This is a genomic window from Breoghania sp. JC706, from assembly GCF_037026715.1.
Classification (GTDB): domain Bacteria; phylum Pseudomonadota; class Alphaproteobacteria; order Rhizobiales; family Stappiaceae; genus Breoghania.
Genome location: NZ_JBANCG010000007.1, coordinates 200,558 through 225,316 on the forward strand (window position 1 = coordinate 200,558; position 24,759 = coordinate 225,316).

At 64.8% G+C, this 24,759-nt stretch carries 22 protein-coding genes and 1 tRNA gene; 10 read left to right on the top strand and 13 right to left on the bottom strand.

Annotated features, from left to right (window positions below; translation table 11 throughout):
• Positions 1–3,087 (top strand): efflux RND transporter permease subunit, encoded by a 3,087-nt coding sequence (locus V2L18_RS16180; protein WP_336179328.1) that lies wholly within the window; start codon positions 1–3, stop codon positions 3,085–3,087.
• Between the two features lie 99 nt (positions 3,088–3,186).
• Here the strand turns inward: V2L18_RS16180 and V2L18_RS16185 are convergent, their stop codons facing one another.
• Positions 3,187–4,578 (bottom strand): NAD-dependent succinate-semialdehyde dehydrogenase, encoded by a 1,392-nt coding sequence (locus V2L18_RS16185; protein WP_336179329.1) that lies wholly within the window; start codon positions 4,576–4,578, stop codon positions 3,187–3,189.
• A gap of 235 nt (positions 4,579–4,813) precedes the next feature.
• Positions 4,814–4,888: transfer RNA gene (locus tag V2L18_RS16190), tRNA-Gly, on the bottom strand.
• A 347-nt stretch (positions 4,889–5,235) separates the two neighbouring features.
• Between V2L18_RS16190 and V2L18_RS16195 the strand changes: the two genes are divergently transcribed.
• The 4 genes from V2L18_RS16195 to V2L18_RS16210 all read left to right on the top strand — a co-directional run bounded on the left by V2L18_RS16195 (position 5,236) and on the right by V2L18_RS16210 (position 7,847).
• Positions 5,236–5,760 carry a prolyl-tRNA synthetase associated domain-containing protein gene (locus V2L18_RS16195; protein WP_336179330.1) on the top strand — a complete coding sequence of 175 codons (525 nt, stop codon included), beginning with the start codon at positions 5,236–5,238 and terminating at the stop codon, positions 5,758–5,760.
• 121 nt (positions 5,761–5,881) lie between these two features.
• On the top strand, positions 5,882–6,823 hold the full coding sequence (trxA, locus tag V2L18_RS16200; RefSeq protein ID WP_336179331.1) for a thioredoxin: 942 nt from the start codon (positions 5,882–5,884) through the stop codon (positions 6,821–6,823).
• A 70-nt stretch (positions 6,824–6,893) separates the two neighbouring features.
• Positions 6,894–7,568 carry an LON peptidase substrate-binding domain-containing protein gene (locus V2L18_RS16205; protein WP_336179332.1) on the top strand — a complete coding sequence of 225 codons (675 nt, stop codon included), beginning with the start codon at positions 6,894–6,896 and terminating at the stop codon, positions 7,566–7,568.
• An 87-nt stretch (positions 7,569–7,655) separates the two neighbouring features.
• Positions 7,656–7,847, top strand: a complete 192-nt coding sequence (locus tag V2L18_RS16210) for a Trm112 family protein (protein WP_336179334.1) — start codon at positions 7,656–7,658, stop codon at positions 7,845–7,847.
• A gap of 154 nt (positions 7,848–8,001) precedes the next feature.
• On the opposite strand, the gene V2L18_RS16215 is transcribed toward V2L18_RS16210, so the two are convergent.
• The 6 genes from V2L18_RS16215 to znuC all read right to left on the bottom strand — a co-directional run bounded on the left by V2L18_RS16215 (position 8,002) and on the right by znuC (position 13,454).
• On the bottom strand, positions 8,002–8,883 hold the full coding sequence (locus V2L18_RS16215; RefSeq protein ID WP_336179335.1) for a 3-hydroxybutyryl-CoA dehydrogenase: 882 nt from the start codon (positions 8,881–8,883) through the stop codon (positions 8,002–8,004).
• Between the two features lie 209 nt (positions 8,884–9,092).
• Positions 9,093–10,031: an electron transfer flavoprotein subunit alpha/FixB family protein gene (locus V2L18_RS16220; protein WP_336179336.1), complete on the bottom strand. Its 939-nt coding sequence runs from the start codon at positions 10,029–10,031 to the stop codon at positions 9,093–9,095.
• Positions 10,032–10,054: 23 nt separating this feature from the next.
• Positions 10,055–10,804 carry an electron transfer flavoprotein subunit beta/FixA family protein gene (locus tag V2L18_RS16225; protein ID WP_336179337.1) on the bottom strand — a complete coding sequence of 250 codons (750 nt, stop codon included), beginning with the start codon at positions 10,802–10,804 and terminating at the stop codon, positions 10,055–10,057.
• A 237-nt stretch (positions 10,805–11,041) separates the two neighbouring features.
• Positions 11,042–11,716: a rhomboid family intramembrane serine protease gene (locus V2L18_RS16230; protein WP_336179338.1), complete on the bottom strand. Its 675-nt coding sequence runs from the start codon at positions 11,714–11,716 to the stop codon at positions 11,042–11,044.
• A 72-nt stretch (positions 11,717–11,788) separates the two neighbouring features.
• The gene (gene znuB / locus V2L18_RS16235; protein WP_336179339.1) at positions 11,789–12,589 is read right to left on the bottom strand and encodes a zinc ABC transporter permease subunit ZnuB; all 801 of its coding nucleotides are present in this window, start codon (positions 12,587–12,589) and stop codon (positions 11,789–11,791) included.
• Positions 12,582–13,454, bottom strand: coding sequence for a zinc ABC transporter ATP-binding protein ZnuC (znuC, locus tag V2L18_RS16240; RefSeq protein ID WP_336179340.1), 873 nt, complete (start codon positions 13,452–13,454; stop codon positions 12,582–12,584). The genes znuB and znuC overlap by 8 nt, the downstream gene beginning before the upstream one ends.
• A gap of 242 nt (positions 13,455–13,696) precedes the next feature.
• Between znuC and V2L18_RS16245 the strand changes: the two genes are divergently transcribed.
• Both V2L18_RS16245 and V2L18_RS16250 read left to right on the top strand, forming a co-directional pair.
• On the top strand, positions 13,697–14,686 hold the full coding sequence (locus V2L18_RS16245; RefSeq protein ID WP_336179341.1) for a zinc ABC transporter substrate-binding protein: 990 nt from the start codon (positions 13,697–13,699) through the stop codon (positions 14,684–14,686).
• Between the two features lie 325 nt (positions 14,687–15,011).
• Positions 15,012–16,082 (top strand): GTP-binding protein, encoded by a 1,071-nt coding sequence (locus tag V2L18_RS16250; RefSeq protein WP_336179342.1) that lies wholly within the window; start codon positions 15,012–15,014, stop codon positions 16,080–16,082.
• A gap of 127 nt (positions 16,083–16,209) precedes the next feature.
• Here the strand turns inward: V2L18_RS16250 and V2L18_RS16255 are convergent, their stop codons facing one another.
• The 3 genes from V2L18_RS16255 to V2L18_RS16265 form a co-directional block, all read right to left on the bottom strand.
• Positions 16,210–17,412: a GNAT family N-acetyltransferase gene (locus tag V2L18_RS16255; protein WP_336179343.1), complete on the bottom strand. Its 1,203-nt coding sequence runs from the start codon at positions 17,410–17,412 to the stop codon at positions 16,210–16,212.
• Positions 17,402–18,871, bottom strand: coding sequence for a lipopolysaccharide biosynthesis protein (locus V2L18_RS16260; RefSeq protein WP_336179344.1), 1,470 nt, complete (start codon positions 18,869–18,871; stop codon positions 17,402–17,404). Before V2L18_RS16260 ends, V2L18_RS16255 begins: the two co-directional genes overlap by 11 nt.
• A gap of 207 nt (positions 18,872–19,078) precedes the next feature.
• Positions 19,079–20,068, bottom strand: coding sequence for a DUF2125 domain-containing protein (locus tag V2L18_RS16265; protein WP_336179345.1), 990 nt, complete (start codon positions 20,066–20,068; stop codon positions 19,079–19,081).
• 225 nt (positions 20,069–20,293) lie between these two features.
• On the opposite strand from V2L18_RS16265, the gene V2L18_RS16270 reads away from it, so the two are divergent.
• Positions 20,294–20,818 carry a gamma-glutamylcyclotransferase gene (locus tag V2L18_RS16270; RefSeq protein WP_336179346.1) on the top strand — a complete coding sequence of 175 codons (525 nt, stop codon included), beginning with the start codon at positions 20,294–20,296 and terminating at the stop codon, positions 20,816–20,818.
• A gap of 3 nt (positions 20,819–20,821) precedes the next feature.
• Here the strand turns inward: V2L18_RS16270 and V2L18_RS16275 are convergent, their stop codons facing one another.
• Together V2L18_RS16275 and tsaD are read right to left on the bottom strand one after the other, a co-directional pair.
• Positions 20,822–21,814 (bottom strand): NAD(P)H-dependent glycerol-3-phosphate dehydrogenase, encoded by a 993-nt coding sequence (locus tag V2L18_RS16275; protein ID WP_336179347.1) that lies wholly within the window; start codon positions 21,812–21,814, stop codon positions 20,822–20,824.
• Positions 21,811–22,929, bottom strand: coding sequence for a tRNA (adenosine(37)-N6)-threonylcarbamoyltransferase complex transferase subunit TsaD (tsaD, locus tag V2L18_RS16280; RefSeq protein ID WP_336179484.1), 1,119 nt, complete (start codon positions 22,927–22,929; stop codon positions 21,811–21,813). Before tsaD ends, V2L18_RS16275 begins: the two co-directional genes overlap by 4 nt.
• 141 nt (positions 22,930–23,070) lie before the next feature.
• Between tsaD and hemC the strand changes: the two genes are divergently transcribed.
• The gene (gene hemC, locus V2L18_RS16285) at positions 23,071–23,994 is read left to right on the top strand and encodes a hydroxymethylbilane synthase (protein WP_336179348.1); all 924 of its coding nucleotides are present in this window, start codon (positions 23,071–23,073) and stop codon (positions 23,992–23,994) included.
• A gap of 31 nt (positions 23,995–24,025) precedes the next feature.
• Positions 24,026–24,727: a uroporphyrinogen-III synthase gene (locus tag V2L18_RS16290; RefSeq protein ID WP_336179349.1), complete on the top strand. Its 702-nt coding sequence runs from the start codon at positions 24,026–24,028 to the stop codon at positions 24,725–24,727.
• Positions 24,728–24,759 lie beyond the last annotated feature (32 nt).

Below are 24,759 nucleotides of genomic sequence, written 5' to 3' on the forward strand. Positions count from 1 at the left end.
TTGAACTTCTCCGAGCTCTTCATCCGTCGCCCGGTTCTCTCGACCGTCGTGGCGCTGCTGATCCTGCTCATCGGTGCGCAGGGCATCTTCAACATGTCGATCCGGCAATATCCGAAGATCGACGAAACGGTGATCACCGTCACCACGACATATTCGGGCGCAAATTCCGAACTGGTCCAGGGCTTCATAACGACACCCATCGCCAAGGCGGTCGCCTCGGCGGAAGGCGTCGACTACGTGAGTTCCAAGAGCGCGCTCGGTGTCTCCACGGTGTCGGTGCACATGCGCCTCAACGCCGACCCCGACAAGTCGCTGACCGAGGTTCTCACCAAGGTCCAGCAGGTCCGTGGCGACCTGCCGACGGAGGCGGACGACCCGATCATCCAGAAAGGTACCGGCCAGACTTTCGCGCTGATGTACCTGTCGGTGCTCTCCGAGCGCATGTCGCCGCAGGAAATCACCGAATACGTGACCCGCGTGATCCAGCCGCAGATGGCGACCGTCGAGGGCGTCGCAGATGCGCAGGTTCTGGGCAACCAGACATTCGCCATGCGGGTCTGGATCGATCCCGTGCGGCTGGCCGCGCGCGGCGTCACCGCTGCCGAAGTGCTACAGGCGATCCAGAACGCCAACTTCCTGTCCTCGCCCGGCAAGACCGAGAACGAGTACGTCGCCTTCACGGTGGAAACGCAGACGACCCTGCAGACACCGGAGGCCTTCGGCGCCCTGCCGCTTCGCTCCGACGGCGATGAGGTCGTGCGGCTGCGCGATGTGGCGACCGTGAAGCTCGGGTCGGAGACGACCGACGTGCGCGTGTCCTTCAATGGCAAGAAGGGCATCTTCATCGGCATCATGCCGACGCCGTCGGCCAATCCGCTCGACACCGCCGAGGCGGTGCGCGCGGAGCTTCCCAGGCTGGAACGGAACCTGCCGGAAGGCATGACGATGACGGTGGTCTACGATTCCACCAAGTTCATCTCCGCCTCCATCGAGGAAGTGTTCAAGACCATCGGCGAGGCGGTCGTCATCGTGGTGCTGGTGATCCTGCTCTTTCTCGGGTCCTTCCGCGCCATCCTCGTCCCGATCGTCACCATCCCGCTCTCGCTCGTCGGCGTGTGCTTCTTCCTTTGGGCGGTCGACTACTCGCTCAACACGCTGACGCTGCTGGCCATGGTGCTGGCAATCGGTCTCGTGGTCGACGATGCCATCGTGGTGGTGGAGAACATCCATCGGCATCTTGAGGAAGGCCTGAAACCCATGCAGGCGGCGATCGTCGGCATGAAGGAAATCTTCGGCCCCGTCGTCGCCATGACGATCACGCTCGCCGCCGTCTATGCCCCGCTCGGCTTCGTGCAGGGCGTGACCGGTGCGCTCTTCCGCGAATTTGCCTTCGCGCTTGCGGGTTCGGTGATCATATCCGGCTTCGTCGCGGTCACCCTGTCGCCGATGATGTCCGCACGTCTCCTGTCGATGCATGGCAGCCGCTTCCAGGACCTTGTCGACCGCACCTTCACCGGGCTTGCCAACTGGTACGGCCGCCGGCTGAACGGCGCGCTGAGGATGAAGCCGCTGATCCTGCTGATCGTCTTCGTGCTGCTTGGCACCACCGGCTTTCTGGTGGTCAAGACGACGACGGAGCTCGCCCCCGAGGAAGACCAGGGAGCGCTCTTCGCGATCGTGAACGGGCCGCAATATTCCACGGCCAACTACATGGAGATGTACACCAACCAGTTCTACAAGATGACCGATGACGTCCCGGGCGTGGAGGCGCGCTTCCAGCTGATCGGCGCCGACGGCGTCAACAGCGCCTTCGCCATCTGGGCGTTGAAGCCGTGGGGCGAGCGGGAGGAGAGCCAGGCCCAGATCAAGGACATGATCCAGCCGCGCATCGCCCAGTCGGCGGGCGTGCAGGCCTTCGTCTTTGCGCCGCCCTCCCTGCCGGGATCCGGCGGCGGTCTGCCGATCCAGGTGGTCCTGCAGACCACCGGAAGCCCCGAACAGGTCTATGAGGTGGCCGAGGCGGTGAAGAACCGGGCCATGGCGTCCGGCAAGTTCATCATCGTCCAGAACTCGATGTCCTTTTCCAATCCGCTCGCCCGCGTCACCATCGACCGCGACCGGGCGGCAGCGCTCGGCGTGCCGATCTCGGCCATTGGTCAGACGCTGAACCTGCTGGTCTCCAATGCCCAGGTCTCCAAGTTCGACCGCGAGGGCCGGGCGTACAAGATCATCCCGCAGGTGCTGGACGCGTATCGGGCCAATCCGGAAAATCTCGGCAAGTTCTACGTGCGCTCGGCGAGTGGACAGATGGTGCCGCTTTCCGCGGTCATCGACGTCAAGACCAGGGCCGCGGCGGCCGCGGTGGAGCAGTTCAACCAGCTCAACTCCGCGACCATTTCCGCCCTGCCGCTGCCCACGGTGACATCCGGCGACGGTCTGGCGGAGCTGCAGAAACTCGCCAACGAAGCCATGCAGGACGGTTTCTTCATCGACTATGCCGGCCAGTCGCGGCTTGAGGTGAAACAGGGCAACACCATCATCATCGCCTTCCTTATGGCGGTGATCGTCATCTATCTGGTGCTGGCCGCGCAGTTCGAGAGCTTCCGCGATCCGTTCATCATCATGATGTCGGTGCCGCTGTCGATCTTCGGCGCGATGGTGCCGCTGAACCTCGGCCTCGGCACGCTCAACATCTATACGGAGGTCGGGCTGATCACCCTGATCGGTCTCATCACCAAGCACGGCATCCTGATGGTCGCCTTTGCCAACGCCCAGCGCGAGAGCCACGGGATGAGCAAGCTCGAAGCGATCATCGAAGCTGCTCGCGAACGCCTGCGCCCGATCCTGATGACGACGGGCGCGATGGTGCTGGGTGTGGCCCCGCTGGTCTTCTCGGCGGGTGCAGGTGCCGCGGCGCGCTATTCGATCGGCCTCGTCATCATGACCGGCATGGCCATCGGCACCATCTTCACCCTGTTCGTGGTCCCGATGTTCTACATGTATCTCGGCCACGCCGACCGGGCGCATGATGAGGATGAGAAGGCTCCCGAAGCCACGGCAGACGGCGCCAAGCCGCAGCACGGCTAAGGGGTCTGCCCCTTTCCCGACCTGACGCAAAAATGCCGGCCGCAGAAAACTGCGGCCGGCATTTTGCTTTCGGGAGGAGCGTCTAAAGGCGCCCTGCTCTCAGAATTCCGCATCGATGTCGACGACGTCGACGAGCTTGTGATTGACGAATTCCTTCAGGCCGAGACCGATCAGTTCGCGGCCATAGCCGGAGCGCCGGATACCGCCGAAGGGAAGATCCGCCTTCACCATGGTCGGGTGATTGACGAAAATCATTCCGGTGGAGATGCGATGGGCAACCTCCTCGCCATGCTTGGCATCGGCGGTGAAGACCGACCCGCCCAGGCCGAACGGCGTGTCGTTGGCGATACGCACCGCATCGTCCTCATCCTTCGCCCGGAACAGCATCGACACCGGGCCGAAGAACTCCCAGTAGCGGGCCGGGTTGTCCTCGCCGACATTGGTGAGGATCGTCGGCTGGACGAAGGCCCCCCTGTTGGGCACGGCCGGCCCGACTTCGGTGGCGGTTGCGCCATGCTCGACGGCCTTGCGGATCATCGCCTTGATGTCGTCAGCCGCCTGCTGTGAGCTGAGCGGTGCGAGCGTCGTTTCCGGATCGGACGGGTCGCCGGCCTTCAGGGCTGCGACACCCTTCGTGTAGCTTTCCAGAAAGGCGTCGTAGACCTCGTCGACGATGATCATCCGCTTGGACGACACGCAGACCTGCCCACCGTTCCAGTGGCGGCCGAAGACCGCCCAGTCGACAGTCTTCTTCATGTCGGCGTCTTTCAGGACGACGAACGCGTCGTTGCCGCCGAGTTCCAGCGTCGACTTCTTCAGGGCCTTGCCGGCGATCGAGGCGACGGACGCCCCTGCGCCTTCCGATCCGGTCAGCGCGACACCCTGCACGCGCGGATCGTTCAGGATCAGTTCGATCTGCGAGCGCGTCGCATAGAGGTTCTTGAAGGCGCCGTCCGGCAGACCGGCTCGCTTCATCAGGTCTTCGAACGCGGCGGCCGACTGCGGAACGTTCGAGGCATGCTTCAGCAGCATCGTGTTGCCGGCCGACAGCTGCGGCGCGAGGATCCGGGCGATCTGATAATAGGGGAAGTTCCACGGCTCGACGGCAAGAAGCACACCAAGGGGCTCGTGGACGACCTTCGCCCTGCCTTCGGCCGGATCGAGAACCGGCAGCTCCTCCGGCGCCAGCAGCGCCTCGGCATTGCGGACGTAGTATTCGAGGATCTGCGCGGAGAGTTCCACCTCGGCTTTTGCCTCAGCGGTGAGCTTGCCCATTTCCAGCGTCAGAATTGCGGAAAGCGCCTCGGATTCGGCACGAAGCAGATCGGCCGCCTTTTGAAGGATGGCGGCTCGTTGCCCGAATCCGGTTTGCTTCCACGCGAGGAACGTCTCGTGCGCCTTGGCAATGGCAGCACGGACCTCGTCGTCCGTGGCGTCCGGAAATGTCTTCACGACTTCGCCGGTAAATGGGTTTGTGGTTGAATAGGACATAATGATCTCCGGTTCGCGGTATCTCGCGCGCACAGCGCGATTCCTTCGCGATTCGGTTGCCAACGTGCTTGACGGCAAGGAAGGTTCCGGCACCGTTAAAATTTTTCGGTGCAGTTGCCGGAGGCGATGTCGCGCCCTGTGCGCACAGCGTCGCTACACGGCAACAGCCGTCACGCGCGATGGCGGCTCGCGCCGAAAGCGCGATTCGCTAACACATAGAAATTTCTGGAAAATTTGGAGCGGGCGATGAGATTCGAACTCACGACCCCAACCTTGGCAAGGTTGTGCTCTACCCCTGAGCTACGCCCGCATCCTTGGCAGCCGGCGGTTCCGCCGGCGGGGTGGGGCACTATATGGACCAAGCGATCGGGGATTGCAACAGGGGATTTTACCGAAAATCACGGATGTGGATCATCTCTGGATAACCTCAAAAAGCCGAGGCGGAACGACGGGTTGCCGGCGGAGGGTTTCACCGCGCTTTCCCTCGACATTACGCCCTTGTTCGACAGACCCGCAGCGCGCTAGAAGCAACGCGGTGGCCCGCCGCCAGCCTCAGCCCCGCCGCAGATGGCAAGCGTTGCGGGCGACGAGAATCGATGCCCGAGTGCTCCCGCGAACCCGCTTTTGCCGAGCGCGCCCTCCCGAGGAGAATGTCACATGCCCGCAACCCGACAGGACCTGATGGCGCGCTTCGATCAGCTTGGCATCGCCACGCGGACGACAGAGCACGAGCGCGTCTTCACCGTGGCCGAGAGCTCGAAGATCGATCGCCAGATCGAGGGCGGCCACACCAAGAACCTCTTTCTGAAAGACAAGAAGGGCAGGCTCTTCCTCGTCGTGGCCCTCGCCGATGCGACGATCGATCTGAAGCACATCCACCAGCTGGTCGGGGCGCAAGGGCGCGTTTCCTTTGGCAACGGAGAGCTCCTGGAGGAGGTGCTCGGCGTCTCACCCGGCTCAGTGACGCCCTTCGCGCTCATCAACGACACGCAACGGCGCGTCACGCCCGTTCTCGACGCGCAGATGATGACTTTCGAAACACTGAACTACCATCCGCTTTCCAACGACGCGACAACATCGATCACCCGCGACGACCTCCTTGTCTTCATCCGCTCCTGCGGTCACGAGCCGCAGATCATCGCGGTCAGTGAGGAAGCGAAGGAAGCCGCCGCGCGTTTGTAATTCCACCCGCCTTGCCCCATTTTAGGGGCAAAGACCGATGCGTGAGCCAACAGCCGCGCGACGGGCCATTTCGTTCACGGCGAGACAATCGGCGTGGTGACAATTCGGGGACTTGAGCGACATGAGCGAACCGACCTTCACGTTCGGCGACACCGCAGGCACGGCAACGCCGGACAGGGCCGCCAACGGCGCAGGCGACGTGATCATCGACACGACCACCGCCACCTTCATGACGGACGTCATTGATGCATCGCAGAAAGTGCCGGTGCTGGTCGATTTCTGGGCGCCCTGGTGCGGCCCCTGCAAGCAGCTCACGCCGGCGCTGGAGAAGGTCGTGCGCAACGCCCGTGGCGCGGTTCGCCTGGCCAAGATGAATATCGACGAGAATCCGGAGATCCCGGGCCAGATGGGCATTCAGTCGGTGCCCACGGTTGTCGCCTTCTCCGGTGGCCGTCCGGTCGACGCCTTCGCCGGAGCGGTGCCGGAAAGCCAGATCCAGAAGTTCATCGAGAAGCTGGCAGGCCCGGTGGGCCCGTCCGAGACCGACATGATGCTGGAGCAGGCCGACGCCATGCTCGAGGCGGGCGACATCGCCACCGCCGCCCAGATCTATGCCGGCGTTCTCGGACAGGAACCCGGCAATCCCGCAGCCATCGGCGGCATTGCCCAGTGTCAGATCAAGGCCGGGGACTACGAGCGCGCGCGGCAGGTCCTCGACACCGCACCGCCCGAAAAGGCTTCCGATCCCGCGATCGCGGCAGCCCGGGCGGCGCTCGATCTGGCGGCGCAAGCTGAGGAAGCCGGCGACCTCGCCGAGCTGCAGGCCGTAGTGGACGCGGCGCCCGACGATCATCAGGCCCGGCTCGACCTCGCCATCGCCCTCTCGGCCCAGGGCAAGAAGACCGAGGCAGTCGATGCCCTTATCGAAATCGTGCGGCGCGATCGCAGCTGGAACGAGGAGGCGGCGCGCAAGCAGCTCCTGCAATTCTTCGAGGCCTGGGGCTTCAAGGACCCGGCATCCGCCTACGGACGACGGAAGCTCTCCGCGCAGCTTTTCTCCTGAGAGCAGAGAGGCGGCTCTCATTGAGGAGCCGCCGCGGCCGGGGGGAAGACAACAACGGATCGGCGACACCATGTATGCAGGTAACAAGCGATACGAAAGCCCGGCCGATCTCCCGCAGATCATCCCGGTCTTTCCCCTTCCCGGAGCCCTGTTGCTGCCGCGCGGAGAATTGCCCCTCCAGATCTTCGAGCCCCGCTATCTCGCGATGGTGGACTGGGCGCTTGCGGGCGACCGGCTGATCGGCATGATCCAGCCGGCCTTCAAGACCGCTCCTGAGGAGCTCTCCGGGAATCCGGAACTGTGCAAGGTCGGATGCGTCGGCCGCATCACCGCTCTGGTGGAATCCGGCGATGGGCGCTATCACCTGACGCTGACGGGCGTTTCGCGCTTCAAGCTGGTTGAGGAGTTGGATCGCCGGACATCCTACCGTCAGGCCCGCGTCTCCTTCGACGAATACAAAAGCGACCTTGGCGAGGCGGACGGAAGTTCGGTGGACCGGGCAGCGCTTCTGGAAACGCTCAAGGCGTATCTGGAAGCCAACAACCTGGAGACCGACTGGGACAGCATCCGCAAGGCCTCCACGGAAATCCTGGTCAACGCGCTGTCGATGATGAGCCCCTACGGGCCGGCGGAGAAACAGGCGCTTCTGGAAGCGCCGGATCTGAAGTCGCGCGCGGAGACGCTCATTGCGATAACCGAAATGGAACTCGCCCGTCGCGGGGATCCCGGTTCGACGTTGCAATAGACGCAACGAATGAACCCGCAAGGGGTTGGAAGGGATGTGGGCGACACGCAGCGCCCGCCAATGGAAGAACACATAAGGGGACGACGAATGAGCGATGTGCAGGCGAACACGATCGACCGCAAGCTTCTTGAGATCCTGGTCTGCCCGGTAACCAAGACGACGCTGGAATACGACAAGGAGAAGCAGGAGCTCGTCTCCCGTGCCGCCCGGCTCGCCTATCCGATTCGCGATGGCATCCCCATCATGCTGCCCGACGAAGCGCGCGCGCTGGAAGACTGAGCGGAACACGACCGCCCCGAGCCTCAAGCCACGAGGCCTCAAGCTAAGAGCTAAGAGATATGCGGTCACGAAAAAGCCCGGCGTCGTGCCGGGCTTCGAACCGCGATCATGAGCGGGAGCTTCGACGTCTCCCGGACGCTTCGCATTGCATCGCTCAGCGCGTGGGAACCGGCGTTTCGCCGCGATAATCGTAGAACCCGCGCTGCGTCTTCCGGCCGAGCCAGCCCGCCTCCACGTACTTCACGAGAAGCGGGCAAGGCCGATACTTGCTGTCGGCAAGCCCTTCGTAAAGCACCTGCATGATCGAGAGACAGGTGTCGAGGCCGATGAAATCGGCAAGCTGCAGCGGCCCCATCGGATGATTGGCGCCGAGCCGCATGGCGGTGTCGATCGCCTCCACCGAGCCGACGCCCTCGTAGAGCGTATAGATCGCCTCGTTGATCATCGGTAACAGGATGCGGTTCACCATGAAGGCCGGGAAGTCCTCGGCGACCGCGATCGTCTTGCCGACCTTGGCGACAAAGGCCTTGGATGCCTCGAAGGTCTCGTCCTCGGTGGCGATGCCACGCACCAGCTCCACCAGCTCCATGATCGGAACGGGGTTCATGAAGTGGATGCCGATGAACCGCTCCGGCCGGTCGGTCGAGGCCGCAAGCCGCGTGATGGAGATCGACGAGGTGTTCGTGGCCAGGATCGCCTCGGGCTTCAACGACGGGCAGAGCTGGGAAAAGATCTTGCGCTTGATCTGCTCGTTTTCAGAAGCCGATTCGATGACCAGGTCGAATTCGGCGAGGTCCTCGAGCTGCGGCGCGGGCTTGATCAGATCCAGCGCTCTCCGGCTCTGCTCTTCGGTGATCTGGCCCTTGGAAACCTGACGGTTGAGATTGCCGGTAATGGTCGCAAGCCCGGATTCGATGCGGTCGCGGGAAATATCGTGCAGGCCCACTTCATAGCCGGCCGCGGCACAGACATGCGCGATACCGTTGCCCATCTGACCGGCGCCGATAACGCCGACCCTCTTAATCTCGACAGCCATGGTCAATCCCGGTCTCTGCGGAGCGGCGAGCGCCGCCCGAACCTTGTTTGCGGTGGCGAGTACCACCGCCAGCCTTGTTTGTGCGCTATTAGTTACAGGCATGGCCGGCGAGAGCAAGCGTCACGCCGGCCATTGGTTTCGAATTCGCCTTCAAGACGGCGCGAACCCCGCGCGACGTTTCAGCGGGGCTTCGCGGTCCGGCCGGGCGATCAGCCCTTGTCGAGTTCCGCCTGAAGCTGCGGCAGGATCTCGAAAAGGTCCGCGACGAGGCCGTAATCGGCGACCTGGAAGATCGGCGCTTCCTCGTCCTTGTTGATCGCGACGATCACCTTGGAGTCTTTCATGCCGGCCAGATGCTGGATGGCACCGGAGATTCCGCAGGCGATGTAGAGATCGGGGGCGACCACCTTGCCGGTCTGTCCGACCTGCCAGTCGTTCGGCGCATAGCCCGCATCGACGGCCGCGCGCGAGGCGCCGACGGCGGCCCCGAGCTTGTCGGCCACCGGCACGATGACCTCCTCGAACTTCTCCTTGGAGCCAAGCGCACGGCCGCCGGAGATGATGATCTTGGCCGCGGTCAGTTCCGGACGATCCGACTTAGAGAGCTCTTCGCCAACGAAGGAGGAGAGCGCCGGATCGGCCGGTACGCTGACGTCCTCGATCCCCGCGGAACCGCCCTCACCGACCGCCGCGAACGAGGCGGTGCGCACGGTGATGACCTTCTTGGCATCGCCCGATTTCACGGTCTGGATCGCGTTGCCGGCATAGATCGGACGCTTGAACGTGTCCGGCGCATCGACTTCGATGATCTCGGAGATCTGCATCACGTCGAGAAGTGCGGCCACGCGGGGCATGAAGTTCTTGCCCGCCGTCGTCGCCGCGGCGACGATCGCGTCGTAGCCGTCGGCAAGCGAGACGACGAGCGCGGCCATCGGCTCGGCGAGCTGATGCTCGAGCGCATCGGCATCGGCCACGAGAACCTTGGCGGCACCATCGAGCTTGGCGGCCTCATCGGCGGCCGGCTTGCAGCCCTTGCCGGCGACGAGGACATGCACGTCGCCGCCCAGCGCCTTGGCGGCGGTCATCGCCTTTGCGGTCTGATCGGAAAGGCTGGCGTTATTGTGTTCGGCCACAAGAAGCGTGGTCATCGGTCCTACTCCTTCTCGGGTCCTTAAAGCACGCCGGCTTCGTTCTTGAGCTTGGAGACGAGCTCCGCGACATCGGCGACCTTGACGCCCGCCTGGCGCGCCGGCGGCTCGTTTGTGGCGACGACGGTCAGCCGCGGCGCGATATCGACGCCGTAGTCGGAGGCGGCCTTCTCGTCGATCGGCTTCTTCTTCGCCTTCATGATATTGGGCAGCGAGGCGTAACGCGGCTCGTTGAGGCGCAGGTCGGTGGTGACAATCGCCGGCAGATTGAGCTTCACGGTCTGCAGTCCGCCGTCGATTTCGCGGGTCACGTCGACAGTGCCGTCGCCGAGATCAACCTTCGATGCGAATGTGCCCTGAGCCCAGCCGAGCAGCGCGGCCAGCATCTGGCCGGTCTGGTTGCTGTCGTCGTCGATGGCCTGCTTGCCGAGGATGACCAGCTCCGGCTTTTCCTCTTCGACGATCCCCTTGAGTACCTTGGCGACGGCGAGCGGCTCGACCGTGTCATCGACCTTGACCAGGATGCCGCGGTCGGCCCCCATGGCGAGCGCGGTGCGGATCGTTTCCTGAGCCTGCTGCGGGCCGATGGAGACCACGACGATCTCCTCCGCCTTGCCGGCCTCCTTCAGCCGGATGGCCTCCTCGACGGAAATCTCGTCGAAGGGGTTCATCGACATCTTGACGTTGGCAAGATCGACCCCGGAGCCGTCCGACTTCACCCGGACCTTGACGTTGTAGTCGATCACCCGCTTGACGGGCACCAGCACTTTCATGGGTTGTTGACCTCCGCATTTCCCGCCACCGGACTGGCGCGGGGGGCGCGCCGGAATTGTGCAACCGGCTGTCTGTGGATTGGCCGGATTCGGCCGGAAAAACAGGGCCTACGCCCCGACGTAAGTTCGGCGGGGACGGTACTGGCGCCTTTGGAAGGTGTCAACGTTTGCGGTGCAGCAAAGCGTAAAAATCCGGACGGGCCCCAAATCGGAGGCCATGGGGGGTATTCACGAATCCTATCGCCGCGCGCGGTCGAAGAGCGGGACGCCAGGCCTCCGCATGAAGACGACCGGAACCGCACCGGCGGCAAGCCCGCCGATATGGCTCCACCACGCAACCCCGCCACTGTCCGTCTGGAACACCATGAAGACCTGGAACGCGATCCAGGCTCCAAGCACCCAGTAGGCGCGAAGCCGAAGCGGGATGCGGCCCAGCACCAGAACCCAGATGCGCACATGCGGATGCAGCATGAGGTAGGCCGCCACAATGCCGGCGACGGCTCCGGAAGCGCCGATCATCGGCGCGGCGGACGTCGACAGCATCGCGATATGCAGGAGCGCGGCCGCCACCGCGCACAGGAGATAGAAGACAAGGAAGGTCCAGTGCCCCATGGCGTCCTCGACATTGTCGCCGAAGACCCAGAGAAACAGCATGTTGCCGGCAAGATGCCATAGATCGCCATGCACGAAGGCATAGCTGACGAGCGTGAGATAGCCCCCGCCCGACAACGCGTCGGTTCCAAAGAGCGCCGGGATCGCACCGAAGCCAAACGCGGCAGCGGTGACGCTGCGCGCCTCTCCGCCAGCTTCCAGAACCAGGAAGACCATGACATTCAGTAGAATGAGCGACCAGGTGACGTACTGGCGCCGCACATGGGTCCGGGGATTGTGGTCGTAGAGCGGAAGAAACATGAATGGCCCTGAGGCATCCTCGCGTGATCGACGACCCCGCCGATCACGCGAACGGGGCCAGGTCAGGTCGGGTCATACGTTGCGGCGAAGCTGAGCGAAGGGCAACAGGCTTGCGAGAAACAGGATCAGCGCGACGACCACCACGGAGGGGCCGGACGGGGTGTCTGCCTCCATCGAGAGACCAAGTCCACCAACGACCGCAAGAACTCCGATGAGGGCGGCGAGAAGCGCCATGCTCTCCGGCGTCGCAGCGAACCGGCGCGCCGCGGCCGCCGGGATGACCAGCAGCGAGGTGATCAGCAGGATGCCGACGATTTTCATGGCGATCGCGATGACGGCGGCGACCAGCAGCATCAGGATGAACTTGTAGGTGGCGACCGGCACGCCCTCGGCCCGGGCAAGGTTCTCGTCGACGGTGGCGGCCAGGAGCGGGCGCCATACGAATGCAAGCCCCGCCAGAACCATCGCCCCGCCACCCCAGATCACGGCGAGATCGAAACGACCGACCGCCAGTATGTCGCCGAAGAGATAAGCCATCAGGTCGATCCTGAGCCACGCCATGAAAGCGACCGTCACGAGTCCGATGGAAAGCGCGGAATGCGACAGGATGCCGAGCAGCGTATCGGCCGGAATGGCCCGCTGGCGCTGCAGCGCAAGCAGGATCAGCGCGATGGCGAGCGAGACCGCAAGCACGGTGAAAGTCGCATCGACATCGAGCAGGAAGGCGAGTGCGATACCGAGCAGCCCCGCATGGGCCATGGTATCGCCGAAATAGGCCATGCGCCGCCAGACGATGAAGCAGCCGAGCGGACCGGCAACGAGCGCAACGCCGATACCGGCGAGAAAGGCGCGGACAAGGAAATCGTCAAACATTGCCGCGCTCCGCGTTCAGGGGACCCAGGCTTTCGGTACCGCCCGCGCCATGGACATGCGGATGGCCGTGATCGTGATCGTGATCGTCCGGGCAGGAGCCGTCCAGCGCATGGGCATGGTCGTGATGGTGCTGGTAGACGGAGACGGCCTGGGCCGCCCGGGGCCCGAAAAGCTTCTGGTATTCCGCGCTGGAGGCGACCGCCTGCGGCACGCCGGAACAACAGATGTGGCGGTTGAGGCAGATCACGCGGTCGGCCTCGCGCATGACCACGTGCAGATCGTGCGAGACCAGCAGGATGCCGCAGCCGCGCGAGCGTCGAATGCCCGAAATCAGCTCGTACAACGCGATCTCGCCGGTGAAGTCGACGCCCTGCACCGGTTCGTCAAGCACCAGAAGGTCCGGCTCGCGCAGCAGCGCGCGTGCGAGCAGAACCCGCTGCATCTCGCCGCCCGACAGCGCCTGGACGGGAGCCCGCATCAGATGCGCGACGCCTGTTTCCTCGAGCGCGTTGCGCACCTCATCGCGCGAGGCGCGCACTGTCAGCGTCATCAGCCGCGACACGGTCAGCGGCATGGTCCAGTCGAGATGGAACTTCTGCGGCACGTAGCCGATCCTGAGCCCCGGCGCGCGCTGGATGGTTCCGGCATCGGGCGCCTCCAGTCCGAGCACGGTCTTCACGAGGGTGGTCTTGCCGCCGCCGTTGGGACCGATGAGCGTGACGATCTCGCCGCGCGAAACGGTGAGATCGACATGCTCGATCAGCCAGCGCTCGGAGCGGTGGACGCCGAGATCGTGGGTCGAGATCAACGGGGCGACCGCCTGCGCGTCGCCACCGGTATCGGACTGTGACGTCTGAATGCTCATGTCCTGTTCTTCCGTTGAATCGGGCGAACGCGCAAGTGCCGCGCGCCGGACCGATCCGCTGTTGTTTCCGATTTCACGACGAACGAGGCCCTCACGGATAGTGAGCGGGCATCGCCCGAAGGCACGCAGGCGGGGCGGCGGCAACGACTGTCGCCACACTTTTTTATCTTCCCCCTTGACGGGAGAGAGAATTGCGAGACAGTTATGTTATAACATTACATATCCAATGTGGAGTGAGCCGAATGAGTTTTCGCCCGATTTCCTGGGCCGTCGTCGCCGCGGGCCTGATCGGTCTTGCCGCGTTCCCGCTATCAGCGGCCCAGGCGGACGTCCCGAAGGTCGTCACGTCGATCAAGCCGATCGACTCCCTGGTCGCCGGCGTGATGGGCGATCTCGGAACGCCGCGCCTGCTCGTTCAGGGCGGCGCCTCCCCTCATTCCTATGCCCTCAAGCCCTCCGATGCCCAGGCGCTCGACAATGCCGATATCGTCTTCCGGGTCTCGGAAAACCTCGAGACGTTCCTGAATCACCCGCTGGAAACGCTTTCCGGAAAAGCGAAAGTCGTCGACCTGGCCGAAGCCGAGGGCGTGCAGACCCTCGCCTTTCGCAAGGGCGCGATATGGGAAGAGGACGAACACCACCATCACGACGATGGCGACGATCATGCCGAAAAGGCTGGCGGGGAAGCCGAGCACGATCACCATGATCATTCCGGAATGGATCCGCATGTGTGGCTGGATCCGGCCAACGCCCGCGCCATGGTGAACGAGATCGCAAAGGTGTTGAAGACCACCGACCCCGAGCACGCAGACATCTATTCTGCAAATGCGGCGCAGCTGAACGGACGCCTGATGAGGCTCCAGGAGAAGATCGCCGACGAACTCGCCCCCGTTCAGGGTCGGCCCTTCATCGTCTTCCACGACGGCTACCACTACTTCGAACACCGCTTCGGGGTCGAGGCGGCGGGCGCTGTCGCGGTCGATCCGGAGCGCCAGCCGGGCGCTGCGCGGGTTCGCGAAATCCGCGACCGGATCACCAAATCCGGCGCCATCTGCATCTTCACCGAACCCCAGTTCCGCCCGCAGCTCGTGACAACGCTGATCGACGGGACGTCCGCACGCGCCGGCGTGCTGGATCCCCTTGGTGCGGACGTAAAGCCGGGACCGGGCGCGTACGAAACCATGATGGGGAACCTGGCGGCGAACCTGCACGACTGCCTCGCGGGTTCCTGAACCGGCACCGCCCCATTCCGGCATAACCGGACCGGATCCCTGGTGCATGGCCGGGGACCGGCGGGCGGGAGCGACGCGAACCCCGAGATGTCGCCTCCGCCCGCCGAACGATTTTCGTCAAGGAGCGCCGCATCGGCCCCTTGGCTCTTTCACGACCCTCTCCACCGGCACGACCCTCTCCACCGGCGGCGCTTGCGCCCGAAAAGACGACATTGCACCAATCCCCCTTCGCGAGAGCGGTTCGAAACCCTATATTGCGGCCAACACGGCGGCTCCGGATCCGGTTTCGAGAGCCGCCGACCCGTTTCGCGCGAAGGACACTCCCATGACCGCCACTCCCTCAGGCGACAGCCAGATTCCCGTCACGGTGCTGACAGGCTATCTCGGCTCCGGCAAGACGACACTGCTGAACCGCATCCTCACCGGGGATCACGGCAAGCGCTATGCGGTGATCGTCAACGAATTCGGCGAGATCGGCATCGACAACGATCTCCTGGTCGAATCCGACGAAGAAATTTTCGAGATGAACAACGGCTGCATCTGCTGCACGGTGCGCGGCGACCTGATCCGCACCGTGGAGAACCTGATGAAGCGCAAGGGCGCGTTCGACGCCATTCTGGTGGAAACCACCGGCGTCGCCGACCCGGCCCCCGTCGCCCAGACCTTCTTCATGGACGAAGACGTGCGCCAGGCCGCGAAGCTCGACGCGGTGGTCGCCGTGGTGGATGCCAAGCATCTGCCGCAACGGCTGGAGGACACCGACGAGGCGGCCGACCAGATCGCCTTCGCCGACGTGATCCTGCTCAACAAGACCGATCTCGTCTCGCCTGAGGAACTCCAGTCCGTCGAAGCCGCGATCCGCGCGATCAATCCTTACGCCGTGGTGCACAGGACGGAACGGTGCTCGATCGATCTCGACAAGGTTCTCGACCGCGGCTCGTTCGATCTCGACCGCATCCTCAGCCTCGACCCGCATTTTCTGGAAGAGGACGATCACGTCTGCGGGCCCGATTGCGATCACGATCATCATCACCACGATCATGATCACCATCACGACCATGGTCACGACCACCATCATCATCACCATCATGATGAAGACCCGCACGGTGTGAAGAGCATCTCGTTAAAAGCCGGCGAGCTCGATCCCAACAAGTTCTTCCCCTGGATCCAGCAGACCACCCAGCTTCAGGGCCCGAACATCCTGCGGCTCAAGGGGATTCTCGCGTTCACCGGTGATGATGACCGTTACGTGGTGCAGGGCGTGCACATGATCATCGAGGGCGATCACCAGCGTCCGTGGAAGGAAGGCGAGAAACGCGAAAGCCGGCTTGTCTTCATCGGCCGCGACCTGCCTGTCGAGATGCTGGAAGCCCATTTCGCCGCCTGCGCGGCCTGACGCTGGGATCGCGATCCGAAGCAGACGTCAAGGAAAAGGGGACCGGTCCGCCGGGCCCCTTTTTTCGTGTCGCCGCACATCTTTCGCCTCCCGATGCGGAGAAAAGCACAGCGGACCTGCGCCGCGATCAGGTCTTGCGGAACCGGCGCAGCACCGCCTTCATTCCCTTCGCCCCACGTCTGGCCATGTCATGTGTGGCAATATCGCCATGGGCCGAGGCGAGACGTGCCGCCGAAAAGCCTCCCCCCGCGATAAGCAATGTCCCGAAGGACGCCCTTTCGCGCCAAAGACTGTCGACGAGCGATGGCGCTCGCCCCGCCAGGGAATCGACTTCCGCCAAAGCTTCGTGATGGAAATAGTTCTCCATGGCCGCCAGCATCACCTGCACCCCGGGAGAATACCGGGCATGGGCCTCGTCGAACGCGATTTTCCAGGCAAACGCCCGAGGCCCGTCACGAAACGAGACGACGGCCGCGATGGTCCTGTCATCGAGCCGCAGACGGTCGAGCATAAGACACCCCGATGCGGCGAGCTGGCCGACCGCTTCGCGGGCAAAAGCCGCATGGTGGGGATTGGAGGCGAGCGCGGATCCGCTTTCCCCCTTCCAGCCTGCTTCCTCCAGCGCCAGGAAATCGTCGAAGGCCACAGCCGCGTGCGCGCCGCGCAGATGATCGCGCACGAGATGCCCAAGCTCCTTGAGCCGGCGATATCCCTTGGCATAGCCGCGTCGCCGCTGGCTTGAGAAATCGGCGAGATAGTGCTCCATCGACCCTTCCACTGGAAGGACAGGTCGCAGATAGGTCGCTGTCTGGCCGACTTTCAGTCCCAGTTCGCACGCCGCGCTGCGCAGGGCGTCAGCCACGGTCCCCTCCAGCCGTTGTTCCGGCAGAGCGAGAAGTGGCCCCATCTGCATTTGTGCAAGGCGCAGCAGCTTCATCGCCGCCGCCTCGGCGCAGTCGGGCGCAAGCAGCGGCGTGCCCAGGGGCGCATAGGGATGGGTCCAGACATGGGGTGCGGACCATGCAAGACCAAGCGTGCGCCGTCCGAGCGGAGCAAGGGCGACGAGGCCGCCGCCAGACCGCCTTCGCACGGCAGCGATCGAGACGACGGCCGGCTCCGCAAAACGCAAGTAGGGGAGCAGAAATTCCGGGCGAAAGAACGGATTGGGCTCCAGGGCGTGGCTCGCCAGCGCCTGCCAGGCCGGAAGTTCGGCCTCGGCCTCCAGCAGCGTCATGAACAGGGGTTCGAGCGAACTGACCAGGGACGGTGCGGCGAGCGACGAGGGATCTTCGGAAGGATCTTCGTCTGGCAGGGTCTGGTCACTGGCCATCGTCTCTCCCCTCCCCCTTGCCGCCGACGGTCCAGATGAAGGACCGGATGCCGAGACGGGTCCGGGCCACCCAGTACAGGCTGGAAGCTTCGAAACACATGGAAATACTTGTCGCAAGCGCAGCGCCGATCAAGCCGTAATACGGAATGAGGGTGACGTTCAGCGTCACGTTGACGACGAACGCCGCCGCATAGGCCACCGCACAACGCTTCTGCTCGCCGGCCATGGTCAGCAGCGCATCGACGGGCCCGACGGCGGCGCGCGCGAGCACCCCGATCATCAGCAGGGCGAGGATGTCGTGGCCGCCGGTGAAATCGCTGCCGAAAAGCCTCAGCACGTAATCGCCGAAGACAAAGAGGACGCCCGCGAAAAGCAGAGAAGGCCAGAAGGTCCAGGCCACCGACTGCCGCACATAGTCGGCGAGCCCCGCATGGTCGCCACTGTGGTGCAGTCGGGAATAGCGGTGGGCCGACGCCGCCTTGACCGCGAAATAGACGAAATGGACGAGAGCCAGCGTCTTGGCGGCCGCGAAATAGACGGCCACCTCTCCGGGAGGCTCGAAATAGCTGACCATCAGCACATCTGCGCTGGTGAGCAGGGTGAAGAACCCCTCCACGAGAAAGATCGGCAGCGAAAGGCGTATCCAGTCGCCGGGAAGCCACTGCCGCGGCCCCGGCCCGACCAGATGGCGCAGCCGCCGGTCCATGGAAATCTTCTGGTAAAGGGCAGCACCCCAGGTTGCAAAGATCGCCGCAAAACAGGCGATCGTCGCCGAGTGTGGCAAATCGACGAGGCTGGCGGCAAGCACGGCGAGAAGGATCAGCAGCGGCCGCCATATGTAGGTCGGCATGATCGCCAGATCGCCCCAGTCGCGCGAGCGCGCGATGCCCTCCTGCACGTCGGTCAGGGTGAACATCGGCAGGCACAGGGCCGCAAGACAGGCGGGAACGACGTAATAGTCGGGCACATGGCCTGATCCGAACCAGAAGACGGCCATGGTGACCAGCATGAAGAACGTGGCCGACACCACGCCGATAATCCGGCTGGCGTAGAGGATACCGCGCAGAAGCGCCATCTGGTTGAAGGCGAGGTATTCCGGTATCAGCCGCTGCACCGAGGAATTGAACCCAAGCGGCGCGATCACGCCGAGTACGACAACGAGGGTCCAGACCACGACATAGATGCCGTATTCATGGCTGCCCATCCAGCGCGCGAGGAAGACCTGCAGGAAGTAGGCGAGTGCCGCGCCGAAGACGCGGACGGCGAAGGTGAACAGCGCCATGCGCTGTGCCCTGGCGGCATCCCCCTCGCCGCTCAGGATTGCGCGGGCGCGGGCGGAAATCCTGTCGAATTGCAGATGAAGCGGCCCTGCCTTCGACGCAGCGGTATCCGCCGTGTCTGGATCGGACCGATCCGGGCCCGACGCACGTCGCCCCCATGCTCGCGGCAGCATTCTCATGAACAGTCTCTGTCGCTGAAGCCGGCGAGCCCCGTTCGCAGGCAGGTCTTTCACGGCCGGATCCTCATTCCGTCTTCTCGCGGACGACGGTGCGAAAGGACACATTCCGACTTGTCACAATTTGCACGGGAGCCTTAATTTTCCGTCTCCGCAACGGCAGCGCCCGGCGCCGGCACACCAGATCCACCACAGCGGCTTCAGGGGAGATCAGAACAGGGGAACCATCCGGGCAATGGGAATGAAGCCGATCCGGACCCCACCTTCGCGGAAGGTCAGCTTGGCGCTGACGGCCGGTTGGCCATTCAGGGTCGTCTTCTTTCCGAAGCCGGAAAGAGCCCCCTGGAAGGCGGCGGGAATGGCTGAATCGGGCGGATAGAACGGCCTTATGAGTTCGGCAACCCTGCCCGGCTCTGCCGCCGTGACCTCCAGATCGCCGGCGAAATAGCCGTCCGCACCCAATGTGAGAACGCCATTGGCGGTGATACGGGCATCGTCGCGTGAAATGAAGGCTTCCCTCACCTCGATCGGCATGCCGATGATCGCCAGCGGCGGCTCGCGACCCGCGAGCCAGTCGGTGCCATCCGGCAGCCGCACGAGAACCCCGGCATCGAAGGGATCGGCGTTGAAGAGTGCCCCCGCGAGCGAGCCCTTGTCGAGCGTGACGGCGATGTCGGTGGTATCGGGCTTGTCGGGCGCGCGCCGCACATGCAGCTCCGCCCGCTCGGCCGCCGCCTTTTGCGCTCCGAATCCGCCTGCCGCGGCCGCATCAACGCCCTGGAGCGAAACCGCCATCGACGCCACCGTACCGCCCTTGAAGATCAGGCTTGCCTGCGCGAGGTTCCACCGGCCCGAAAGATCGACGGGAACGGCTGCGAGCCTCGCCGCGAGAGGCGCATCGGCCTCAACGATGATATGGCGCGGATTGTAGACGAGCGCGACGGCGCGCAAGGGCCCGTTGGCAACCTTGCTGCCATCGGCAAGAACCACAACCACGGTCTTGCAGCGAACCTCCATGCGGAACGGATAGCCGCCGACCGTGCGATCTTCGCAAACCACCTGCATCCCGTCGCGCGCGAATTCCTCAAGCGCCAGATCGAGCCGTTTCTCCACTTCGCCCGCCGCGTAAAACCAGAACCCCGACCAGCCGGCGACGACCGCGAGAATGGCGAGCACGAGAAGAATGTAGCGTTTGCGCATGGATGAACGTTTCCTGGTCTGGCGAGGGCTACCCCTCGCATCGTCGTCGCCATCCTTGACGGGCCGGGACGGCGGCATCGTGGCGCGCGAGCCATAGCAAATTCCGGGGCGCAAGAAACCGCGGATCGAACGATTGTCGATGCCTCGCGGGACCATGCCCTTCTTGCACCTGCGTCAACCCGCTGCTAGAGCGGCAGGCTTTCGAACGGCGACACGGAGTACGGCATGGACGATCTGTGGGTATTCGGCTACGGCTCGCTGATGTGGCGGCCGGGTTTCCGGCATGCCGAGGTCGTTCCCGCCCTGTTGCGCGGTCTTCACCGCTCGCTTTGCGTCTACTCCTGGGTTCATCGCGGAACGCAGGAGCGGCCGGGTCTGGTGCTCGGGCTCGATCGCGGCGGCGCGTGCCGGGGCCTCGCCTTTCGCGTCGAGGCCGAACACCGCGACGAGGTGATCGCCTATTTGCGCGCACGCGAGCAGGTGACGATGGTCTATCGCGAGGTGCTGCGCGACGTCGTCCTCGGCGACGGCCGGCGCATCCAGGCACTTGGCTACGTGGTCGAGCGCGGGCACGAGCAATATGCCGGCGCCCTGCCGCTGGAACGTCAGCTGGAAATCGTGCGCGAAAGCAACGGTCAGTCCGGCCCGAACCGCGACTATGTGCTGAATACCGCCGATCACCTGAAGGAACTCGGTATCAAGGATCGTCACCTGTCCTGGCTCGCCGACGCCTTGCGGGCTGCCGGCTGAGCCTCAGCTTTCGCGCTTCAGCGGCCGGCTCATCAAGACCTGCAACGCTTCGTCGACCGAAAGCCGCCCGGCCAGAACATCGGCCACCGCCTCGCAGATCGGCAGCTCCACCCCGCGCCGTTTGCCGAGTTCCACCGCGACCGGAGCCGTGTGGACCCCTTCCACGAGCTTGGCGCCGGGGGCCATGAGTTCCGCAACCGTCCGCCCGCGACCGATCTCGATCCCGAAGGCCATGTTGCGCGATTGCGGCGAGGAGGCCGTCAGCACCAGATCGCCGAGCCCGGACAGCCCGGTGAGCGTTTCGGTCCGGGCCCCCATCGCCTTGGCGAGCCGGGAAAGCTCGGCGAAGCCACGCGCCGTCAGGGCGGCCTGGGCACTGGCGCCGAGACCGCGCCCGACGATCGCGCCGCAGGGGATTGCCAGCACGTTCTTGAGCGCGCCGCCGATTTGCACGCCCGTCACGTCGATGGATGAATAGGGCCGGAAGCTGTCACTGGCGAGCGCCCGGGCAAGACCGTCGGCGAGGCCTGCATCCTCCGAGGCGATCGTGACCGCCGTCGGCAGGCCCTTGGCGACATCTGTCGCAAAACTCGGACCCGAGAGAACCGCGGTCGCCGCCTCCGGCAGCGCATCTGCCAGAACATCGCTCAACAGCGCGCCGCTGCCGTGTTCCAGACCCTTGGCGCACAGCACGACGGGCGTTCCGGAGGCGAGAAAGGGCTTCATCTGCAGGGCAAGCGCGCGGGTCGTCTGAGCCGGCGTCACCAGCAGCACGGCATCCGCATTGAGCGCTTCCTCCAGACGAGATGTCGCATGGAGCGCGGGATCAAGACGGATCCCCGGCAGCCTTGGCGCCTCCCCAGAGCGATTGATCGACGCGACCGTATCGCGATCGCGGGCATAGAGCTTCACATCGCGTCCGGCACGCGCCGCCACCAGCGCCAGCGCGGTGCCCCAGGAACCGCCGCCGACAACCCCGATCCTGTCGAACTTCATACCTTCGCCCCCTTGCGCCCTTCTCCGAGCATGGGTTTGGCCGTCCCGTCGAGTGGCCAGCGCGGCCGTGGGCTGACATCGAGCGGATCAACGAGACCGAGCGCGAACCGCTCCGCGCCCGCCCAGGCGATCATAGCCGCATTGTCCGTGCACAGATGTATCGGCGGCGCCACCAGCCGTGCCCCCGTCTCCCTCGCGGCCTCATCAAGGCCATGGCGAAGGCGCGTGTTGGCCGCCACGCCGCCGGCAATCACCAGAACCGGCTCGATGGCCGGAAACATCTCTGCAAATTCCTTCAGGGCCCGTCTTGCACGGGACGCGACCACATCGGCGGCCGCTTCCTGGAACGAGGCGCACAGGTCAGCCACATCCTGATCGCTGACAGGGGCGGCGCGCTCCGCGGCGACGCGAACCGCCGTCTTGAGCCCGGCAAAGGACATGTCGAGCCCCGGCCGGTTGAGGAGCGGGCGCGGCAGATCGAACCGGGTGCCGTCGCCGGTGCGCGCGGCCCGTTCCACGGCCGGGCCGCCGGGATAGGGCAGGCCCAGCAGCTTCGCCGTCTTGTCGAAGGCCTCGCCGAGCGCGTCGTCGATCGTGGAGCCGAGACGTACATAGTCGCCGACGCCTCGCGCCAGAACGAACTGCGTATGCCCGCCGGAAACGAGCAGCATCAGATAGGGAAAGGCGACGCCGTCGGTCAGCCGCGCCGTCAGCGCGTGGGCTTCCAGATGATTGACCGCGACGAGCGGCGTGTCGGCGGCAAGCGCGATCGCCTTGGCGGTCATGAGGCCGACGATGACACCGCCGATAAGCCCGGGCCCGGCGGTCGCGGCGACGGCATCGAGATCGGCAAACGCGACGCCCGCCTCCTCCATCGCCCGCCGGACGATGCCGTCGAGCATGGCGATATGGGCGCGCGCGGCGATTTCCGGCACCACGCCGCCATAAAGCGCGTGATCTTCGATCTGCGAGCGGACGACGTTCGACAGGATTTCCCCGCGCCCGTCGGCACCGCGCCGGACGACGCCGGCGGCGGTTTCATCGCAGCTCGTCTCGATGCCCAGCACGAGTACCGGACCGGATGCCGATGCGGAATTTTCTTGAACCGCCGACATTTCATCGGCTTGCGGATTGGACATGGCGCCATCGGGCCTTATCATTGCGGATCATCGCCGGTGAGACCGGCCCACCTTCGCCGCTACAGTATCCGGTCTTGAAAGCCGGATAGGAGCGGCCCTAACCCGGGATCAAGATCATTGCAATCGAAACCTGTCCGGATCGGCACGCGCGGCAGTGCATTGGCGCTCGCCCAGGCCCACGAGACGCGCGATCGCCTGATGAAGGCACACGCGCTTCCCGAAGACGCCTTCGAGATCGTGGTGATCAAGACCTCCGGCGACAGGATTCTCGACCGGCCGCTGGCCGAAGTCGGCGGCAAGGGCCTTTTTACCAAGGAAATCGAGGACGCGCTCTATTCCGGCGAGATCGATCTGGCGGTGCATTCCTCCAAGGACATGCCGACCGTGCTGCCCGACGGGCTTGAGATCTCGGCCTTCCTGCCGCGCGAGGACGTGCGCGACGCCTTCATCTCGCCCCGGGCGATGACGCTTGCCGACCTGCCGGCCGGAGCCATCGTCGGCTCCGCCTCGCTGCGTCGCCAAGCCATCGTCAAGCGGCTGAGGCCCGATCTCGAGGTCGTCACCTATCGCGGCAACGTTCAGCGGCGGCTTCAGAAGCTTGAGGAGGGGGTCGTGGATGCCACGCTTCTCGCCTATGCGGGCCTGCGCCGGCTCGGCATGGCCGATGTCGCGACTTCGGTGCTGGACGAGGATTCTTTCCTGCCCGCCGTCGGTCAGGGTGCCATCTGCATCGAGAGCCGGATCGATGATGAACGCATCGGCTCCTTGCTTGCGGCGATCCACGATGAGGAGACTGCCATCTGTCTGGCCGCCGAGCGCGCCTTCCTGAAGGAACTTGACGGCTCGTGCCGGACGCCGATCGCGGGGCTTGCCCGCGTGGCGGAGGGCACGGTCGTGCTGCGCGGCCTCATGCTGAAGCCGGATGGCAGCGCCGCGCACGAAGGCATGCGGGAGGGGACCAGTGACGACGCTGCCGAGATGGGCGCGGATCTGGGCCGCGCCCTGAAGGCGGAAGCCGGACCGGGGTTCCTGACGCTGTAATCGCGCCCGTCAAGGCGGAGCACCGGCCACAATGCGCATCCTCCTCACCCGGCCGATCGATCAGGCCCGCGCGACCGCGGAACGGCTGCGGGCCGCGGGTCACGAGGTTCTGTTCGCTCCGATGCTCGAGATCGAACGGCTCCGGCCGCCGCCGTTCCGAACCGATGACGTTTCGTCCATTGCGGTGACGAGCGCCCGGGTGGCCGAGGTACTGCACGACCGCCCCGAATACGAGGCCCTTCGGACGCGGCCGGTCTTCGCTGTTGGCTCGCGAACGGCGGACGCCATGGCCTCTGCCGGCTTCGCCCGCGTGGAAACGGCTGCCGGCGATGCCGACGCACTGGCCGCCGGGATGACGAGGGCGCTTGCGGGCGTCGCCGGAACGATCCTCTACCCTTGCGGGCGGGAGCGTCGGGGCGATCTCGACGTCCAGCTTCAAGAGGCCGGTTTCGCAGTCAGGCTCGTGGAGCTTTACGGCGCGCGAAAGCTCCAGCGCCTGCCCGCCGATGTGCTCGACGCGTTCATGGCCGGAAGGATCGACGTTGTGCTGGTCTATTCGCGCCGCACCGCAGAAGCCTTCGTCCGGGCCATCCGGACGGGCGGGATCGATCCGGCGAGCTTGCGGGCGATCGCCATTTCCGAAACCGCGGCAGAGCCTCTCGTTGCGGCGGGCTGTTCCACCGATATCGCCCGCACGCCGGACGAGGCAGGCCTTCTGGCGTGGCTGCGATAGCGCGAAAGAGGCGTACCGCAAGCCACGCGCCG

Bases quoted from the DNA above. Each gene is read 5' to 3' on its own strand.
- V2L18_RS16265 (WP_336179345.1), bottom strand. From the start codon at position 20,068: ATGCGCAAACGCTACATTCTTCTCGTGCTCGCCATTCTCGCGGTCGTC.
- trxA (WP_336179331.1), top strand. From the start codon at position 5,882: ATGAGCGAACCGACCTTCACGTTCGGCGACACCGCAGGCACGGCAACG.
- V2L18_RS16260 (WP_336179344.1), bottom strand. From the start codon at position 18,871: ATGAGAATGCTGCCGCGAGCATGGGGGCGACGTGCGTCGGGCCCGGAT.
- V2L18_RS16250 (WP_336179342.1), top strand. From the start codon at position 15,012: ATGACCGCCACTCCCTCAGGCGACAGCCAGATTCCCGTCACGGTGCTG.
- tsaD (WP_336179484.1), bottom strand. From the start codon at position 22,929: ATGTCGGCGGTTCAAGAAAATTCCGCATCGGCATCCGGTCCGGTACTC.
- V2L18_RS16255 (WP_336179343.1), bottom strand. From the start codon at position 17,412: ATGGCCAGTGACCAGACCCTGCCAGACGAAGATCCTTCCGAAGATCCC.
- V2L18_RS16275 (WP_336179347.1), bottom strand. From the start codon at position 21,814: ATGAAGTTCGACAGGATCGGGGTTGTCGGCGGCGGTTCCTGGGGCACC.
- V2L18_RS16195 (WP_336179330.1), top strand. From the start codon at position 5,236: ATGCCCGCAACCCGACAGGACCTGATGGCGCGCTTCGATCAGCTTGGC.
- V2L18_RS16225 (WP_336179337.1), bottom strand. From the start codon at position 10,804: ATGAAAGTGCTGGTGCCCGTCAAGCGGGTGATCGACTACAACGTCAAG.
- V2L18_RS16185 (WP_336179329.1), bottom strand. From the start codon at position 4,578: ATGTCCTATTCAACCACAAACCCATTTACCGGCGAAGTCGTGAAGACA.
- V2L18_RS16245 (WP_336179341.1), top strand. From the start codon at position 13,697: ATGAGTTTTCGCCCGATTTCCTGGGCCGTCGTCGCCGCGGGCCTGATC.
- V2L18_RS16290 (WP_336179349.1), top strand. From the start codon at position 24,026: ATGCGCATCCTCCTCACCCGGCCGATCGATCAGGCCCGCGCGACCGCG.
- V2L18_RS16215 (WP_336179335.1), bottom strand. From the start codon at position 8,883: ATGGCTGTCGAGATTAAGAGGGTCGGCGTTATCGGCGCCGGTCAGATG.
- V2L18_RS16220 (WP_336179336.1), bottom strand. From the start codon at position 10,031: ATGACCACGCTTCTTGTGGCCGAACACAATAACGCCAGCCTTTCCGAT.
- V2L18_RS16210 (WP_336179334.1), top strand. From the start codon at position 7,656: ATGAGCGATGTGCAGGCGAACACGATCGACCGCAAGCTTCTTGAGATC.
- znuC (WP_336179340.1), bottom strand. From the start codon at position 13,454: ATGAGCATTCAGACGTCACAGTCCGATACCGGTGGCGACGCGCAGGCG.
- V2L18_RS16230 (WP_336179338.1), bottom strand. From the start codon at position 11,716: ATGTTTCTTCCGCTCTACGACCACAATCCCCGGACCCATGTGCGGCGC.
- V2L18_RS16205 (WP_336179332.1), top strand. From the start codon at position 6,894: ATGTATGCAGGTAACAAGCGATACGAAAGCCCGGCCGATCTCCCGCAG.
- V2L18_RS16270 (WP_336179346.1), top strand. From the start codon at position 20,294: ATGGACGATCTGTGGGTATTCGGCTACGGCTCGCTGATGTGGCGGCCG.
- znuB (WP_336179339.1), bottom strand. From the start codon at position 12,589: ATGTTTGACGATTTCCTTGTCCGCGCCTTTCTCGCCGGTATCGGCGTT.